Source organism: Streptomyces sp. Root431 (assembly GCF_001426585.1).
In the GTDB taxonomy this organism is placed as follows: domain Bacteria; phylum Actinomycetota; class Actinomycetes; order Streptomycetales; family Streptomycetaceae; genus Streptomyces; species Streptomyces stackebrandtii.
In genome coordinates, this window is the sequence record NZ_LMEI01000001.1 from 806,763 (window position 1) to 822,277 (window position 15,515).

Consider the following 15,515-nt stretch of genomic DNA (forward strand, 5'->3'; position numbering starts at 1 on the left):
TCTCAGCTCGCCGGCGCGAAGGCCGCGTCCATCTTCTTCGCGGCGTCGTCGGCCGCCGCCTTGACGTCCTTACGGCCGCTCACGACCTCCTGGAACATCGTCGGCAGGACGAGGGAGGAGTCGATCTGGCCCCAGCCGGGGGACGCGGGGACGAACTTGGTGCCGGCGTCGAGGGTGTCGATGAAGGGCTTCACGAAGGGCTGGCGCTGTGCGGCGGCGGCCCGCACGTCGGTGTAGGTGGGCAGGAAGCCCATCGCGTCGAAGAGCTTGGCCTGGGTGTCCTTGCCGGTGAGGGACTTCAGGAGGTCGACGGCGAGGGTGCGGTGCGAGGAGCTCTTGAGGACGCCGATGTTGTTGCCGCCGGCGAAGGCCGGGGCGATCGAGCCGGGGGCCGTGCCGGGCAGCGGGACGACCGCGTACTTCCCCTTGACCGTGCCGGCCTCGACGGCCGCGTGGCTGAAGTCGCCGCCGATGGCCATGGCGGCCTTGCCGGAGGCGAAGGCGGTGACGGTCGCGTTGCCGCCCATCTGGGCGCACTTGGCGGCGGGGCAGTTGTCGTCGCCGAAGAGCGAGGTGTAGGTGGTGATGCCCTTGAGGGCGGCCTCGCTGTTGATCGCTGCTTTGTATGAGCCGTTGTTCTCGGTGGCCAGTTCGCCGCCCGCCGCCCAGACGAAGGGCATGGCTCCGTAGGTGTAGGCGCCGCCGACGGCGATGCCGTACAGGTCGGGCTTCGCCTTGCGGATCTTCTTCGCGGTGGCGATGAGTTCGGCCTGGCTCTTGGGGGCGGCGAGGCCGAGTTCCTTGAAGACGTCCGTGCGGTAGTAGAGGGCGCGGAGGCCGACGAAGAGCGGGGAGCCGTAGACCTTGCCGCCGACGGTGACGGACTGCCGGGCGGTCGGGTCGGTGTCCTTGGCCTCGTCCCAGGCCGCGAACTCGGCGCTGATGTCGGCGAGTCCGCCGTCCTTGACGTATCCGGCGGTGTCGGTGTTGCCGTACTCGATGAGGTCGGGCGCGGACTTGGGGTCGTTGAAGGCGGCCTTGACGCGCTGGGCGCGGGTCTCGACGGGGATGTACTCGACCTCGACCTTCGCGCCCTGGTTGCGCTTCTCGAAGGCGGCGACGGCCTGTTCGACGACCTGCTCCTTGGGCTTGTTGCTCACCTCCTGGAAGAGCCAGACGCGCAGGGTGCCGCTCTTCTCGTCCGCCGCGGCCTTGCCGTGGGCCGTCTGGGGTTGGGGCGCGCAGGCGGTGGCGGTGAGGCCCGCGAGCAGGAGTGCGGCGGCCGTGGCGGCGATGGGGGTCCCCCCTGCTCGAGCGAAGCCGAGAGCTCGGGGGCGGGCAGGAAGCTTCATGGGCGGATCCCCTCCAAGTGCGTGCGTTGCAGCATGCGCAATGCGCGTTTCGTTCTGCACAACACGCGTGAGGTTAGGCGCGCTTCCGGTGAGCCGACAAGAGGTCTCGACCACCTCAACCACTCCGTGACCGGCGAAAGCACCCTGTGCAACGGCGGAGCGCCCCGGAAACGCGGAACGGCCCCCGTCGCACGTGCCGAAGCACGCACGACGGGGGCCGTCCCCGACGTCAGGACCCGAAGGCTCCCCGCTTACTTGTCCTTGCCGCCCTTGTCCTTGTCGCCACCGCCGGCGCCCATGGACTCGTAGATCTCCTTGCACATCGGACAGACCGGGTACTTCTTGGGGTCACGCCCCGGTACCCAGACCTTTCCGCACAGCGCCACGACGGGAGTCCCGTCGAGGGCGCTCGCCATGATCTTGTCCTTCTGGACGTAGTGGGCGTAGCGCTCGTGGTCGCCGTCACCGTGGGACACCTGCGGAGTCGGCTCCACGAGGGTTCCCGTACCTGCCCCGCGCTCGGGCTCGAGAGTGCTCATAACCGCCAAGGGTACTGAAAGCCGTGGGGGTCAGTTGAGGGACGGGTCGTCGGGGTACGTCGCGATCATCGCGAGTTCGCCGCGCTGGCGCCGCAGGACCTGCCGCCAGAGGGTCTCGGGGTGCGGCGAGGAGACGTCGCCGGGCTCCGACTCGACCACGTACCAGGCTCCCTCGCCCAGCTCGGACTCCAGCTGGCCGGGGCCCCAGCCCGCGTATCCGGCGAAGATCCGCAGGGAGCCGAGGGCCGGTCCGAGCAGCTCGGGCGGGGCCTCCAGGTCGACGAGGCCGATCGCCCCGTACACCCTCCGCCAGCCGAGGGGGCCCTCGTCTCCGGGGATCACGGCGACGCCGAGCGCCGCGTCGAGCGAGACGGGTCCGCCCTGGAAGACGACGCCGGGCTCGCCGGCGAGTCCGGCCCAGGGCGCGAGGATGTCGCCGACGGTCACCGGCGTCGGCCGGTTGAGCACGACGCCGAGCGAGCCCTCGTCGTCGTGGTCGAGCAGCAGGACGACCGCGCGGTCGAAATTCGGGTCCGCCAGCGCGGGGGTGGCCACGAGCAGCCGTCCTGTGAGCGAGGACACCTCGGTCATGCGACACATGATCCCGCATCTTCGGCGTTCGCGGGGGCTGTCGGGCGCGATAGGGGTGCGGCGACGGCAAGTCGGCGGCCTTCGCAGTTCAGAAGGGCGCGGCGGGTCTTCCCGTACGGACGAACCACCACAAGCGGACGGTGACGCTCCGCAAGATCACGGGAACAGAGGGTGTTGTGCCGAATTCATTACATCTGACAGACCCCCCGACACACCCGATCGGGGTCTCATGGCCCCTTACCCTTTTCTCTGGCCACCCGACCGACCCCACCGGAACGCGAGATTCATGACCGGCAAAGACGATGTCCTGCTTGTCCACGGCGGAACCCCGCTGGAGGGCGAGATCCGCGTTCGCGGCGCGAAGAACCTCGTGCCCAAGGCGATGGTCGCCGCCCTGCTCGGCAGCGGTCCCAGCCGACTGCGCAACGTTCCCGACATCCGCGACGTCCGCGTGGTCCGCGGACTGCTCCAGCTGCACGGGGTGACGGTCCGTCCGGGCGAGGAGCCCGGCGAGCTCGTCCTCGACCCGACGCACGTGGAGTCCGCGAACGTCGCCGACATCGACGCGCACGCCGGCTCGTCCCGCATCCCGATCCTCTTCTGCGGCCCGCTGCTGCACCGCCTGGGCCACGCCTTCATCCCGGGTCTCGGCGGCTGCGACATCGGCGGCCGGCCGATCGACTTCCATTTCGACGTCCTGCGCCAGTTCGGCGCCACGATCGAGAAGCGGGACGACGGTCAGTACCTGGAGGCCCCCCAGCGCCTTCGCGGTTGCAAGATCCGCCTCCCGTACCCCTCGGTCGGCTCGACCGAGCAGGTGCTGCTCACCGCCGTCCTCGCCGAGGGCGTCACCGAGCTGTCGAACGCGGCCGTGGAGCCCGAGATCGAGGACCTCATCTGCGTACTGCAGAAGATGGGCGCGATCATCTCGATGGACACCGACCGGACCATCCGGATCACCGGTGTCGACCGCCTCGACGGCTACACCCACCGGGCGCTCCCGGACCGCCTGGAGGCGGCCTCCTGGGCGTCGGCGGCGCTGGCCACCGAGGGCAACATCTACGTGCGCGGCGCCCAGCAGCGCTCGATGATGACCTTCCTCAACACGTACCGGAAGGTGGGTGGCGCCTTCGAGATCGACGACGAGGGCATCCGCTTCTGGCACCCGGGCGGCTCGCTCAACGCGATCGCCCTGGAGACGGACGTGCACCCCGGCTTCCAGACGGACTGGCAGCAGCCGCTGGTCGTCGCCCTGACGCAGGCCTCCGGCCTCTCCATCGTCCACGAGACGGTGTACGAGTCGCGCCTCGGCTTCACCTCCGCGCTGAACCAGATGGGCGCGCACATCCAGCTGTACCCCGAGTGCCTGGGCGGCTCCGACTGCCGCTTCGGCCAGCGCAACTTCCTGCACTCCGCGGTCGTGAGCGGCCCCACCAAGCTCCAGGGCGCCGACCTGGTCATCCCCGACCTGCGCGGCGGCTTCTCGTACCTGATCGCGGCGCTCGCGGCCCAGGGCACGTCCCGGGTGCACGGCATCGAGCTGATCAACCGCGGCTACGAGAACTTCATGGAGAAGCTCGTCGAGCTGGGCGCCAAGGTCGAGCTGCCGGGCAGCGCACTGGTCTGACCGGGGCTGTACGGCCCCGAGCCGGGGCTGTACGGCGCCTCCCCAGGCCCGTACAGCACCCCCGAGGCCCGTACAGCGCCTTCTGAGGCGCAAACGGAAGGGCGGCCACCCCCTGACAGGGTGGCCGCCCTTCCTGCGCCTACAGGCTGCCTTACTTGCCCTTGGCGGCTTCCTTGAGCTTCGAGCCCGCGGAGACCTTCACGCTGTAGCCGGCCGGGATGTTGATCGGGTCGCCGGTCTGCGGGTTACGAGCGGTGCGAGCGGCACGGTGGGTGCGCTCGAAGGTCAGGAAGCCGGGGATGGTGACCTTCTCGTCGCCCTTGGCGACGACCTCACCGACGGTCTCGGCGAGAGCGGCCAGCACGGCGTCGGCGTCCTTGCGGGTCACCTCGGCGCGGTCGGCCAGGGCGGCCACCAGCTCACTGCGGTTCATGTTGTTACTCCCGTGTTCTTCTTGCCTGTGAGGCGTGCCACGCGGCGGAAGCCGCGTGATTGGGTACAGCGAAGCCGATGCTGCCAGGGCCTTCGGACAGTCCCCGGACCCGGGTCTAATGACAGACCCTCGCGCCCAAACACGCATCCTGCCCCCACCAGCGGCGGGAACGCCAATCCGGCACCCCCTGGGGTCACACGAAAAGCGCCGGAGCCCCGTAGTGGTGACGTTCCGTCGACTCCACGATTTCCGTGCGGAGCCGAAAAGCCACCCTAAAGGCGGGTTTGCGGCATCGCGAATCGCGACGCGCCGTCAGCGCCCGCTCGCCGCCTTGGCGGCGTTGCGCACCGCGCCCGCCACCGCGCCCGCGACCTTGTCGTTGAAGACCGACGGGATGATGTAGTTCGGGTTCAGCTCGTCCTCGGTGACCACGTCGGCGAGGGCCGAGGCCGCCGCCAGCATCATCTCCGTGTTGACGGTACGGGACTGGGCGTCGAGCAGGCCGCGGAAGACACCCGGGAAGACCAGGACGTTGTTGATCTGGTTCGGGAAGTCCGAGCGGCCCGTGGCGACGACGGCGGCCGTCTGGCGCGCGGCGGCCGGGTCGACCTCCGGGTCGGGGTTCGCGAGCGCGAACACGATGGCGCCCTCCGCCATGGCGGCGACGTCCTCGGCGCCCAGCAGGTTCGGGGCGGAGACGCCGATGAAGACGTCCGCGCCGACGACGGCCTGCTTGAGGGTGCCGGTGACGCCCTCGGGGTTGGTGTTGTCGGCGATCCAGCGCAGCGGGGTGCCCGGCGCGGCGTCGACGAGGTCGGGGCGGTCCGCGTGCACGACGCCCTGGATGTCGGCGACGACGGCGTGCTTGACACCCGCCGCGATGAGCAGCTTCAGGATGGCCGTACCGGCCGCGCCCGCACCGGACATGACGACCCGTACGTCGCCGATGCCCTTGCCCACCACGCGCAGGGCGTTGGTGAGGGCGGCGAGGACGACGATGGCCGTGCCGTGCTGGTCGTCGTGGAAGACGGGGATGTCGAGGGCCTCGCGCAGCCGGGCCTCGATCTCGAAGCAGCGGGGCGCGGAGATGTCCTCCAGGTTGATGCCCGCGAAGCCGGGGGCGATGGCCTTGACGATCGCGACGATCTCGTCGGTGTCCTGCGTGTCGAGGCAGATCGGCCAGGCGTCGATGCCGGCGAAGCGCTTGAAGAGGGCGGCCTTGCCCTCCATGACGGGCAGGGCGGCCATCGGGCCGATGTTGCCGAGGCCGAGGACGGCGGAACCGTCGGTCACGACCGCGACGGAGTTGCGCTTGATGGTGAGGCGGCGGGCGTCCTCGGGGTTCTCGGCGATCGCCATGCACACGCGGGCGACGCCCGGGGTGTAGATCATGGAGAGGTCGTCACGGTTGCGGATGGGGTGCTTGGACGCCATCTCGATCTTGCCGCCGAGGTGCATCAGGAACGTACGGTCGGAGACCTTGCCGAGGACGACGCCCTCGATGGTGCGCAGCTGCTCGACGATCTCGTCGGCGTGCGCGGTCGAGGTCGCGGCGATGGTGACGTCGATACGGAGCTTCTCGTGGCCGGAGGCGGTCACGTCGAGGCCGGTGACGGATCCGCCGTGGGACTCCACCGCCGTGGTGAGCTGGGAGACCGCGGTTCCGCTCGCGGGAACCTCCAGCCGGACCGTCATCGAGTACGAGACGCTGGGCGCCGTTGCCATGGCCGAGTTCCTCTGCTTTCCCTGAGCTTCGTTGCTACGCCGCCCCGGCTGGTTGCCTGGCGGCGCCCTCCGATGGTCGCACCTACCTGCCGGTAGCAGGTAATGCGGTCATTTTGTTTTCGGAAAGTAGTTTCCACCATACGAGAAGTGCCAGGGAAACAGAAGAGGCCCCGGTCACCGGAGGTGACTGGGGCCTCAACTTTGTGCGTACGTCTAAGTGGCACCGACCCGCCATGCTCGCCTCGCGGCAAGTGGTCCCTCAAAGGGACGAAGGTTGGGCCCGGGGGCTTGGATCGAGCCGGTGCCACGACAAGGCTAACAAACCACCCTGCTTGGTGATTCCAGCGCCACAGGTTGACCGGAAATCAACCCCTGACGGCCCTCCGAGCCCGCCCCTGACGGCCCCGAGCCCCGTCCCTGACGGGCCGGAGCCCGGCCCCCGGCGGGGCCTGACGGCGCGGGAGCTCAGTCCCGCAGCAGGTCCGGCACCCCCGCCTCGTCCGGCATGTCCCCCGGCCCCGCGATGACCGTGAGCTGCTGCGTCGCACGCGTCAGCGCCACGTACAGCACCCGCAGACCGGCCGGGGACTCGTCCGCGATCTCCGCGGGCGAGACGACCACCGTCGCGTCGTACTCCAGGCCCTTCGCCTCCAGGGAGCCGAGCGCCACCACCCGGTCGCCCAGCTCGGCGAGCCAGCGGGCGGCCTCGGCGCGCCGGTTCATGGCGACGACGACGCCGACCGTGCCCTCGACCCGCTCCAGGAGCAGCGCCGCTTCGGACCGTACGGTTTCGGCCAAGTCGCCCTTCCCCGCGGTCTCCCGTACCGGGACGAAACGGGGCTCGACGCCCGTCGAGCGGACCGCGCGCGGCGACTCCTTGCCCGGCATGGCGAGCGCGAGCACCTTGGCGGCGAGCTCGGCGATCTCCGCCGGGTTCCGGTAGTTCACGGTCAGCTCGAAGCGGCGCCGCGGCCGGGTGCCGAGGGCCTCGTCCCGCGCCTCCGCGGCCTCGTCCGGGTCCGACCAGGAGGACTGCGCCGGGTCGCCGACGACCGTCCAGGTGGCGTGCCGGCCGCGCCGCCCGACCATCCGCCACTGCATGGGCGTCAGGTCCTGCGCCTCGTCGACGATGACGTGCGCGTACTCGGTGCGCTCCGCGGCGAGCCGCTCGGCCCGCTCGCGCTGCGTCTCCTCGCGTACGGGCATGAGCTCTTCAAGGCCCGACAGCTGGTCCAGCGGGTCGTACTCCCGCTTCTTGCGCGGGCGTGCGGGGGCGCCGAGCAGGGTGTGCAGCTCGTCGAGGAGCGCCACGTCGTGGACGGAGAGCTCTCGGCGGCGCAGCGAGCGGGCGAGCCGCCGCACCTCGCCCGGGTTGAGGATCCGGCGGGCCCAGCGGCCGAGCCGCCGCTCGTCGGCCATCGCGTCGAGCACCCCTCGCGGGGTGAGCTCGGGCCACCAGGCGTCGAGGAAGCCGAGGAAGGAGTCCTCGGTGGAGACGTCCTCGTCGAAGGAGGAGCGGAGCTCGGCAGCGAGCTCGGGGTCGCTGTGCCGGCCGACGGCGCCGGACTTGGCGTACAGCGCGTCGAGGAGGAGCCTGCGGGCGCGGGGGCGCAGCAGGTTGACGGGGGCGGTGCCGCCGAGGACGTTGTGGCGGATGCGCCGGAGCTCGTCGGCCTCCAGCTCGATCCGGCGGCCGAAGGCGACGACCCGGAGCCGGTTGGGCGTCCCGGTGGGCGCCGCGGCCTCGTCGTCCTCGCCGAAGGCGAGCTGGGCCCGGGGCGCCGGGGTCTCCAGGGCTCCGCGGGCCGCCTTCCGCAGCACGTGCAGCATGCGGGAGGAGCCCTTGATCCGGGCGACGGCCGGTTCGTCGTAGGCGGTGGCCTCGGCGCCGTCGACCAGCGAGCCGACGGCGCGGATAGCGACCTGGCCCTCCTCGCCGAGCGAGGGCAGGACGCCCTCGGTGTACGAGACGAGGAGCGGGGTCGGCGAGACGATGAGGATGCCGCCCGCGTACCGCCGCCGGTCCTGGTAGAGCAGGTAGGCCGCCCGGTGCAGGGCGACGGCGGTCTTGCCGGTGCCGGGGCCGCCCTCCACGTACGTGACGGAGGCGGCGGGCGCGCGGATGACGAGGTCCTGCTCCGCCTGGATGGAGGAGACGATGTCCCGCATGGTGTGGCTGCGCGCCTGGCCGAGGGCGGCCATCAGGGCGCCGTCGCCGATCACGGGCAGCTCGCGCCCGTCGAGGGCGGCCCGCAGCTCCGGGCGCATCAGGTCGTCCTCGACGCCGAGGACCCTGCGGCCCTTGGAGCGGATGACGCGGCGGCGCACGACCCGGCCGGGGTCGACGGGCGTCGACCGGTAGAACGGCGCGGCGGCGGGCGCGCGCCAGTCGATGACGAGCGGGGTGTAGTCGGAGTCGAGGACGCCGATCCGCCCGATGTGGAGGGTCTCGCCGATGTCGGCCGTGTTGTCCGGGCGTACGGCGTCCTCGGCGGGCTCCACGGAGGTGTACGCGCCGTCGGGACCCTTCTTGCCGTCCTTGCCGTACAGCAGGTCGATCCGGCCGAAGAGGAAGTCCTCGAACTCGTTGTTGAGCCTGTTGAGGTGGATGCCGGCGCGGAACACCTGCGCGTCGCGCTCGGCGAGGGCGCCGGGCGTGCCGACCTGCCCCCGCTGGGCGGCGTCGTTCATCAGGAACTCCGCTTCGTGGATCTTCTCCTCCAGCCGGCGGTAGACCTGATCCAGATGTTCCTGCTCGACACCGATCTCACGGTCTCTGACCGTGTCCACGGCTTCCTGCGCGGCCACCTAAGGCCCCCTTCTGACGTGCACTGGGCAGCCGTCGAGCGTACGCCACCGGAAGGCACCGTGTCAGGCGCGATCACCGTTCACCGGGAGGGAGCCCGGAAAGCCGGGCGGCGGGTCGTCGTGCAGGAGTCGCTGGAAGAGGTGGTGGTCGCGCCACTCCCCGGCGATGTGGAGGTAGCGGGGCGCGGTGCCGATCGGGGTGAACCCGCCCTTGGCGAGGACCCGTTGGGAGACCACGTGGTCGAGGACGGTGCACGCCTCGATCCGGTGCAGGCCGAGTTCGTCGCGGGCGGCCCGGCAGGCCTCCTCGACGAGCGCGGTGGCCACGCCGCGGCCGGTGTGTTCCCCGTCGACCCAGTAGCCGAGGGAGCCGCTGCGGAAGGGCCCGAGGACGATCCCGGAGAGGATCGCGGCGCCGACAATGGTGTCCCCCTCGACGGCGAACCACCGCACACCGCCGTCCGCGAGCCGCTCGGCCTGTCCCTCGGGGGTGTAGTACCGCTCGGGTCGGTAGGGCTCCCAGGGCTTCATGTGTTCCCGGTTCCGCAGCAGGGCGGCGGCGAGGGCCGCCGCGTCGGCGGGGTCGGCGGGGCGGATGCGGAGTCCTTCGGCGATCATGCCCGTACGGTAACGCCCGCCCCCGGACGCCTCTACGGGGTGGCGTACTCGTCGCCCACGGGTCCGCATACGGGGGTGGCGTACTCGTCCTCCACGGGGCCTTAAGGGGTGTCGTACTTGTCGTCCGCCGCCGGGTCCAGGGCCAGCCGGTAGCCGCGCTTGACGACGGTCTGGATCAGTTTCGGGGTGCCGAGGGCCGTCCGGAGGCGGGCCATGGCCGTCTCCACCGCGTGCTCGTCGCGCCCCGCGCCGGGCAGCGCGCGCAGCAGGTCGGCCCGGGAGACCACCCAGCCGGGGCGGCGGGCGAGCAGCCCCAGGAGGGCCATCCCGGCGGGCGGGACCGGGCGCAGGCCGCCGTCGACGAGGACCGCGTGCCCGCGGACCTCCATCCGGTGGCCGGCGACCGGAAGGACCCGCGAGCGGGCCGGGAGCTCCTTGCAGAGCAGCTGGACGAGCGGGCCGAGCCGGAAGCGCTCGGGCTGGTAGGTGTCGATGCCCTCCGCCTGGAGCGGGAGCGCCGTCACGGGGCCCACGCACACCGCGAGCACGTCGTGCCGCAGCGCGGCGACGAGTTCGGCCCGTACGCCCCGCTCCTCCGCCCGGGAGAAGAGGGAGGCGGCGGCCGGGGCGCTGGTGAAGGTCAGCGCGTCCAGGGTGCGGGCGAGGGTCGCGTCGAGGAGCCGGTCCAGCGGGCCGAGGTCCTCCGGGGGCATCCAGCGGTAGACGGGGACGACGACGACCTCGGCGCCGCCGGCCGTGAGGGCCTCCACGAAGCCCGGCAGCGGCTCCCCGTGCAGCTGGAGTGCGATGCGCCGACCGGCGACGCCCTCGGCGAGGAGCCGGTCGAGGACCTCCGCCATGGACTCCGAGGAGGGCGACCAGGACTCGGTGAGTCCGGCGGCCCGTACGGCTCCCTTGACCTTCGGACCCCGGGCGAGGAGCTCGACCTCCCGCAGGACGGCGAGGAGCTCCTCCCCGTGGCCCCAGCCGTCGGCGGCCTCGACCCAGCCCCGGAAGCCGATCGCCGTGGTGGCGACGACGACGTCCGGGGCGTGGGCGACGAGTTCCTTGGTCGCGGCCAGGAGCTCGGTGTCGTCCGCGAGGGGCACGATCCGCAGGGCGGGCCCGTGGACGACGGCCGCGCCGCGCCGGCGCAGCAGCGCGATGAGTTCGTCCGCGCGCCGCGCCGCGGTGACGCCGACCGTGAAGCCGGCGAGGGGGCCGTGTTCTTGCTCGTCCATGGGGCCAGAGCCTGACGGGGATGCGTGACGGACTCGGTTCGCCCGTATTTCCTGGTCGTTACGGTCCGCGCCGGGCACCGTGGATCACACCTTCGCGTATCCGGGCCGGGTCCGCTCGTCCACGACCTCTCCCGCGGTCCCCTCCGCGGCCCCCTCGGCGGTCTCGGGCACGGCCGTCGGCCGGCGAAGGTATACCGCCCAGGTGACGACGATGCAGGCCGCGTAGAAGGCGAGGAAGGCGACGAAGGCGCCGGTGCCGGTGCCCGCGGTCTGGAAGGACTGGCGGAAGGCGAGGTTGATGCCGAGCCCGCCGAGCGCGCCGACGGCTCCGATGAGGCCCATGGAGGCGCCGGACAGCCGCCGCCCGTAGGCCTCGGCCGCCTCGCCGGAGAGGCCCTTGCGGTGCCCCTGGGCGAGGAAGATCGCCGGGATCATCTTGTACGTGGAGCCGTTGCCGAGGCCGCTGAGGACGAAGAGGCCGATGAAGCCGACGAGGAAGACGGCGAGCGACTCGACGACGGAGGCGTAGATCACCACTCCGGTCGCGGCGGCCATCGCCGCGAAGGTCCACAGGGTGATGCGGGCGCCGCCGTGCCGGTCGGCGAGGGAGCCGCCGATCGGCCGGATGAGGGAGCCGAGGAGCGGGCCGACGAAGGTCAGCGAGGCGGCCTGGAGCGGGGTGCGTCCGAACTGGGTCTGGAGCACCAGCCCGAAGGCGAAGCTGTAGCCGATGAACGAGCCGAAGGTGCCGATGTAGAGGAAGGCCATGATCCAGGTGTGGCGGGCCTTCACGGCCTCCCTCGCGGCGCCGGTGTCGTTCTTGACCGGGGCGAGGTTGTCCATGAAGAGCGCGGCGCACACGGCGGCGACGACGATCAGCGGCAGGTAGACGCCGAGCACGATCCTCGGGTGCATGGCCCCGGCGGTGCCGATGACGAGCAGGCCGACGAGCTGCACGACGGGGACGCCGATGTTGCCGCCGCCCGCGTTGAGCCCGAGCGCCCAGCCCTTCTTCCGCAGCGGGAAGAAGGCGTTGATGTTGGTCATGGAGGAGGCGAAGTTGCCGCCGCCGACGCCGGTGAGCGCGGCCACCAGGACGAACGTCGTGTACGAGGTGCCGGGCTCCATCACCGCGAAGGCGAAACCGGCGGGCAGCAGGAGCAACAGGGCGCTGAAGACCGTCCAATTGCGGCCGCCGAATCGGGCGACGGCGAAGGTGTACGGGATCCGGATCAGCGCGCCGACGAAGGTCGCCGTCGCGATCAGGAAGAACTTGCCGGCCGGGTCCACGCCGTACTGCGGGCCCATGAAGAGCACCATGACCGACCACAGGCTCCAGATCGAGAAGCCGATGTGCTCGGAGAGCACGGAGAAGAGCAGATTCCGCCGTGCGATCCGCTCCCCCTTCTCACGCCAGAAGGTCTCGTCCTCCGGTTCCCACCGTTCGATCCACCGACCGCCCATGTCGCACCTCCGCGGTGACGGGTCCTGGGGCGTCCACAGCCCCGGTCCACCTGCCACAGACGCTAGGGAGGGCGCGTTTCAGCCTGGTGCCGCGAGGTGACGGGGCTGGAACCTTGCTCTCACTAGGCGCAAGGGGCCCTTGTGAGCGCCCCCCTTTCCTTTTGGGGCTCGGTTCGCCGCCGGGGCGCTTCAGCCGGACTCACACCCCCGACCGTGCTCGGGGGTGTTCCCCGGCCGCGCCCCTTCGGCTCACTCGCCGGGTCTCGTGGGCACCGTCTCGGACAGCCCCGGCTCCCCCTCCGGCAGCCAGGTGCCCGGTGGGCGGTGCAGCCAGCCCTCCTGGGTGGCGATCTCCGTCGCGGCGGCGCGCAGGGCGTCCAGGCCGCGGTGGCGCAGTCCCTTGCGCCACACCAGGCTCACGGGTGAGAGGGGTACGGGGTCGACGAGCGGGCGCAGCACGCAGCCCGGCATGGGCGGGAAGTCGACGACGGCGAGGACCGGGTTGCGGTGCTTGTCCATGATCCGCCGGAACTCCTCGTGGCCGATCGCGAGCGGGGCGGGCGGGGCGACCTCGATGCCGCGTCCGGCGAAGAGCCGGGCGGCGAGGTCGGTCCACTCGGGCGTCCGGTCGTTCCCGGCACCCGCGTAGATGCGCTCTCCGGCGAGCCGGGCGAGCGGGACCTCGGGCAGGGCGGCGAGTTCGTGGTCCTCGGGAAGGATCACGGCCATCCGCTCGTACCGCACGAACTGGCAGTCCAGCCGCTCCCGCAGCCCCGCGGCCAGCCCTCCGTACCGCCCGAAGGAGGTGTCGAGCCGCCCGGCGAGGATCTCCCGCGCGGCGCCGGTGAGGCCGCTCTCGTAGCGGGCCATCAGCTCCTGCTCGGGGGCGAGTTCGCGGGCCCGGCGCAGCACGCGCTCGTGGGCGAGACCCGGGGTGTTGACGTCGACGAGGAGCGGCCGGGGCACGGCGCGGAAGGCGTCGCCGAGTTCGTCGTGGGCGGCCAACACCCGCCGCGCGTACGGGAGGAGGCGTTCGCCGTCGGGGGTGAGGGCGACCTGCCGGGTGGTCCGTACGAAGAGCTCGGCGCCCAACTCCCGCTCCAGGCGCCGGATGTCGCGACTCAGGGCCTGCTGGGCGACGTACAGGCGGGCGGCGGCCCGGGTGAAGTGCAGTTCCTCGGCGACGGCGGTGAAGGCGCGCAGGAGGCGGGGGTCGATATCGTGCGAGGGGCCCGAGAAGGTCACCGACGCATTTAACAACACAGGTGCGTGAATGGCCACCGATCAGGTGTTGGACCGGCGGGGACCGCGCCAGCGAGCCTTGATCCATGCCGCAACCGGACCTCACCCTCACCCCGGCGGGCCCGGCCCTCGCCCCTCGCTATCGCGAGCACCCGGCCTCCGGGCCCCTCACCCGCGTACGACACCGACCCCCGCACCGCCCCGCACCCCGCAACCCCTACCTCCGCCTCTTCGCCCTCCCCGGCACCCGCGCCTTCACCGCCGGGAACCTGATCGCCCGGCTCCCCATGGGCATGTTCGGCGTGAGCGCCGTGATCATGATCGCGGGCCGCTACGACTCCTACGCCCTGGCCGGTTCGGTCATCGCCACCGGCCTGGCCGCCGGGGCCCTGGCCGCCCCCTGGATCGCCCGGCTCGTCGACCGGTACGGCCAGGCGCGCGTCGCCGTCCCGGCCACGGCGTACGCGGTCCTGGGCCATCTGCTCCTGCTCCTCTGTGTCCACGAGAAGGCCCCCGCCTGGGCGCTCTTCCTCGTCGCCGCCACCACCGCCACCTCCCCGAACACGGGCGGCATGTCCCGGGCCCGCTGGGCCCACCTCCTCCGGGACGACCCGGACGCCCTGCACACCGCCAACGCCTTCGAGCAGGCCGTCGACGAGCTCTGTTTCATGCTCGGCCCGGTGCTGGCCGCGCTCCTCTGCTCGGCGCTCTTCCCGGAGGCGGGCACCCTCGCGGCCGCGGTGCTCTTCCTGTCCGGCGTGCTGCTCTTCGCCGCCCAGCGCTCCACCGAGCCTCCGATCGCACCCCGCACCGCCACCGGCTCCCCGCTGCGGGCCCCGGGCATGGCGCCGCTGCTCGCGGTCTTCCTCGCCACCGGGGCGATCTTCGGCTCCATGGAGGTCGTGGCGCTGGCGTTCGTGGACGGCCCCGTCGCGGGCCCCGTCCTCGCCCTCCAGGCCGCCGGCTCCTGCGCCGCGGGCCTCCTCTACGGCCGCGCTCGCCGCACGGCCCGGCTCCGCACCTGCCTGGCCGCGATGACCGTCCTCATGGCGATGCCGATGCTCGCCGCCTCGACCGGCTCGCTCCTCGCCCTCGCGGGCGGTCTGCTCGTGGCGGGTATGGCGACGGCCCCGACGATGGTCACGGGCATGGGCCTGGTCCAGCGCCTGACGCCGGCGTCCCGGCTCAACGAGGGCATGACCCTCGCGGTGACCGCGCTCCTCGCCGGCATCGCGGCGGGCTCCGCCACCGGCGGCTGGGCCGCCGACCACGCCCCCTTCCCGGCCTTCGGCTTCCTCGTCCCGATCGCGGCGGCGGCCCTGGCGCTGACGCTGTGCGGGGCGACCGGGGTGGGCGGCCCGCGCCCCCGCGTCCGGGCATGACAAAGGCCCGGCGGTCTTGACGACTGCCGGGCCTCTGCCCACATGGGATGAGGTGTCCGAGCGGGGCAGGCCCCCTCGGACGCTCGGTGGAGATGGCGGGAATCGAACCCGCGTCCAACGGTACGGAAACAGAGCTTCTCCGTGCGCAGTCCGCTACGAGTTTCTCAGCCCCGGAGATCACGCGGACAAGTCTCCGACGGGCTCAGTCACTGTTTGATTTCCTTCTCACCCCCGTGACCGGGGTGAGAAGTTTAGATCCCTAAATGACGCCAGGATCCGGGTCGGGACCACCCCCGGGCTGACGCTCCTCACAGAGGCTTCTTGTCGTTACCTAAAATTAGGCAGCGAGGGCGAAGCGGGAGTTATCGCTCTTGGAGTTGGCGATTATTGGTTGCGACATATGGTTTACGAGATCATTGCCGCTTCCTCGACACGCTTCCTCTGCATCGGTATCCGCTGTCGAAACCGATCATCCCCATGTTTATTTTTCAAA

General features: G+C 71.6%; 12 protein-coding genes and 1 other RNA gene. 2 read left to right on the top strand and 11 right to left on the bottom strand.

Going from position 1 to position 15,515, the window contains the following annotated elements:
• Window positions 1–2: 2 nt before the first annotated feature.
• The 3 genes from ASC82_RS03570 to ASC82_RS03580 form a co-directional block, all read right to left on the bottom strand.
• Window positions 3–1,352 (bottom strand): extracellular solute-binding protein, encoded by a 1,350-nt coding sequence (locus ASC82_RS03570; protein ID WP_056641219.1) that lies wholly within the window; start codon window positions 1,350–1,352, stop codon window positions 3–5.
• A gap of 251 nt (window positions 1,353–1,603) precedes the next feature.
• Window positions 1,604–1,891 (bottom strand): DUF3039 domain-containing protein, encoded by a 288-nt coding sequence (locus ASC82_RS03575; RefSeq protein ID WP_024761666.1) that lies wholly within the window; start codon window positions 1,889–1,891, stop codon window positions 1,604–1,606.
• A gap of 30 nt (window positions 1,892–1,921) precedes the next feature.
• The gene (locus ASC82_RS03580) at window positions 1,922–2,482 is read right to left on the bottom strand and encodes a YqgE/AlgH family protein (protein WP_024761665.1); all 561 of its coding nucleotides are present in this window, start codon (window positions 2,480–2,482) and stop codon (window positions 1,922–1,924) included.
• 286 nt (window positions 2,483–2,768) lie between these two features.
• On the opposite strand from ASC82_RS03580, the gene murA reads away from it, so the two are divergent.
• Window positions 2,769–4,109: a UDP-N-acetylglucosamine 1-carboxyvinyltransferase gene (gene murA, locus ASC82_RS03585; protein WP_056641222.1), complete on the top strand. Its 1,341-nt coding sequence runs from the start codon at window positions 2,769–2,771 to the stop codon at window positions 4,107–4,109.
• A 151-nt stretch (window positions 4,110–4,260) separates the two neighbouring features.
• Here the strand turns inward: murA and ASC82_RS03590 are convergent, their stop codons facing one another.
• From ASC82_RS03590 to ASC82_RS03620, 7 genes are all read right to left on the bottom strand, one after another.
• Window positions 4,261–4,542 (bottom strand): HU family DNA-binding protein, encoded by a 282-nt coding sequence (locus ASC82_RS03590; protein WP_017237029.1) that lies wholly within the window; start codon window positions 4,540–4,542, stop codon window positions 4,261–4,263.
• Window positions 4,543–4,854: 312 nt separating this feature from the next.
• Window positions 4,855–6,267: an NAD-dependent malic enzyme gene (locus ASC82_RS03595; protein WP_056641225.1), complete on the bottom strand. Its 1,413-nt coding sequence runs from the start codon at window positions 6,265–6,267 to the stop codon at window positions 4,855–4,857.
• A 465-nt stretch (window positions 6,268–6,732) separates the two neighbouring features.
• Window positions 6,733–9,075, bottom strand: a complete 2,343-nt coding sequence (locus tag ASC82_RS03600; protein ID WP_056641228.1) for a UvrD-helicase domain-containing protein — start codon at window positions 9,073–9,075, stop codon at window positions 6,733–6,735.
• Window positions 9,076–9,138: 63 nt separating this feature from the next.
• Complete coding sequence (locus tag ASC82_RS03605) at window positions 9,139–9,693, bottom strand: GNAT family protein (protein ID WP_056641231.1); 555 nt, start codon at window positions 9,691–9,693, stop codon at window positions 9,139–9,141.
• Window positions 9,694–9,794: 101 nt separating this feature from the next.
• Entirely contained in the window at window positions 9,795–10,934 is a 1,140-nt protein-coding gene (locus tag ASC82_RS03610) for a uroporphyrinogen-III synthase (RefSeq protein ID WP_056641234.1), read from the bottom strand.
• 84 nt (window positions 10,935–11,018) lie between these two features.
• On the bottom strand, window positions 11,019–12,398 hold the full coding sequence (locus ASC82_RS03615) for a nitrate/nitrite transporter (RefSeq protein WP_056641236.1): 1,380 nt from the start codon (window positions 12,396–12,398) through the stop codon (window positions 11,019–11,021).
• A gap of 249 nt (window positions 12,399–12,647) precedes the next feature.
• On the bottom strand, window positions 12,648–13,643 hold the full coding sequence (locus ASC82_RS03620) for a LysR family transcriptional regulator (protein WP_157863428.1): 996 nt from the start codon (window positions 13,641–13,643) through the stop codon (window positions 12,648–12,650).
• A gap of 83 nt (window positions 13,644–13,726) precedes the next feature.
• Here ASC82_RS03620 and ASC82_RS03625 point away from each other — a divergent pair, with 83 nt between their 5' ends.
• Entirely contained in the window at window positions 13,727–15,022 is a 1,296-nt protein-coding gene (locus ASC82_RS03625) for an MFS transporter (RefSeq protein WP_079039002.1), read from the top strand.
• Between the two features lie 84 nt (window positions 15,023–15,106).
• Here ASC82_RS03625 and ssrA read toward each other — a convergent pair.
• Window positions 15,107–15,499: a transfer-messenger RNA gene (ssrA, locus tag ASC82_RS29200) on the bottom strand.
• Window positions 15,500–15,515 lie beyond the last annotated feature (16 nt).

What these genes read in the sequence shown, in the direction of transcription:
- ASC82_RS03570 (WP_056641219.1), bottom strand. Translation starts at nt 1,352, where the DNA reads ATGAAGCTTCCTGCCCGCCCCCGAGCTCTCGGCTTCGCTCGAGCAGGG.
- ASC82_RS03575 (WP_024761666.1), bottom strand. Translation starts at nt 1,891, where the DNA reads ATGAGCACTCTCGAGCCCGAGCGCGGGGCAGGTACGGGAACCCTCGTG.
- ASC82_RS03580 (WP_024761665.1), bottom strand. Translation starts at nt 2,482, where the DNA reads ATGACCGAGGTGTCCTCGCTCACAGGACGGCTGCTCGTGGCCACCCCC.
- murA (WP_056641222.1), top strand. Translation starts at nt 2,769, where the DNA reads ATGACCGGCAAAGACGATGTCCTGCTTGTCCACGGCGGAACCCCGCTG.
- ASC82_RS03590 (WP_017237029.1), bottom strand. Translation starts at nt 4,542, where the DNA reads ATGAACCGCAGTGAGCTGGTGGCCGCCCTGGCCGACCGCGCCGAGGTG.
- ASC82_RS03595 (WP_056641225.1), bottom strand. Translation starts at nt 6,267, where the DNA reads ATGGCAACGGCGCCCAGCGTCTCGTACTCGATGACGGTCCGGCTGGAG.
- ASC82_RS03605 (WP_056641231.1), bottom strand. Translation starts at nt 9,693, where the DNA reads ATGATCGCCGAAGGACTCCGCATCCGCCCCGCCGACCCCGCCGACGCG.
- ASC82_RS03610 (WP_056641234.1), bottom strand. Translation starts at nt 10,934, where the DNA reads ATGGACGAGCAAGAACACGGCCCCCTCGCCGGCTTCACGGTCGGCGTC.
- ASC82_RS03615 (WP_056641236.1), bottom strand. Translation starts at nt 12,398, where the DNA reads ATGGGCGGTCGGTGGATCGAACGGTGGGAACCGGAGGACGAGACCTTC.
- ASC82_RS03625 (WP_079039002.1), top strand. Translation starts at nt 13,727, where the DNA reads ATGCCGCAACCGGACCTCACCCTCACCCCGGCGGGCCCGGCCCTCGCC.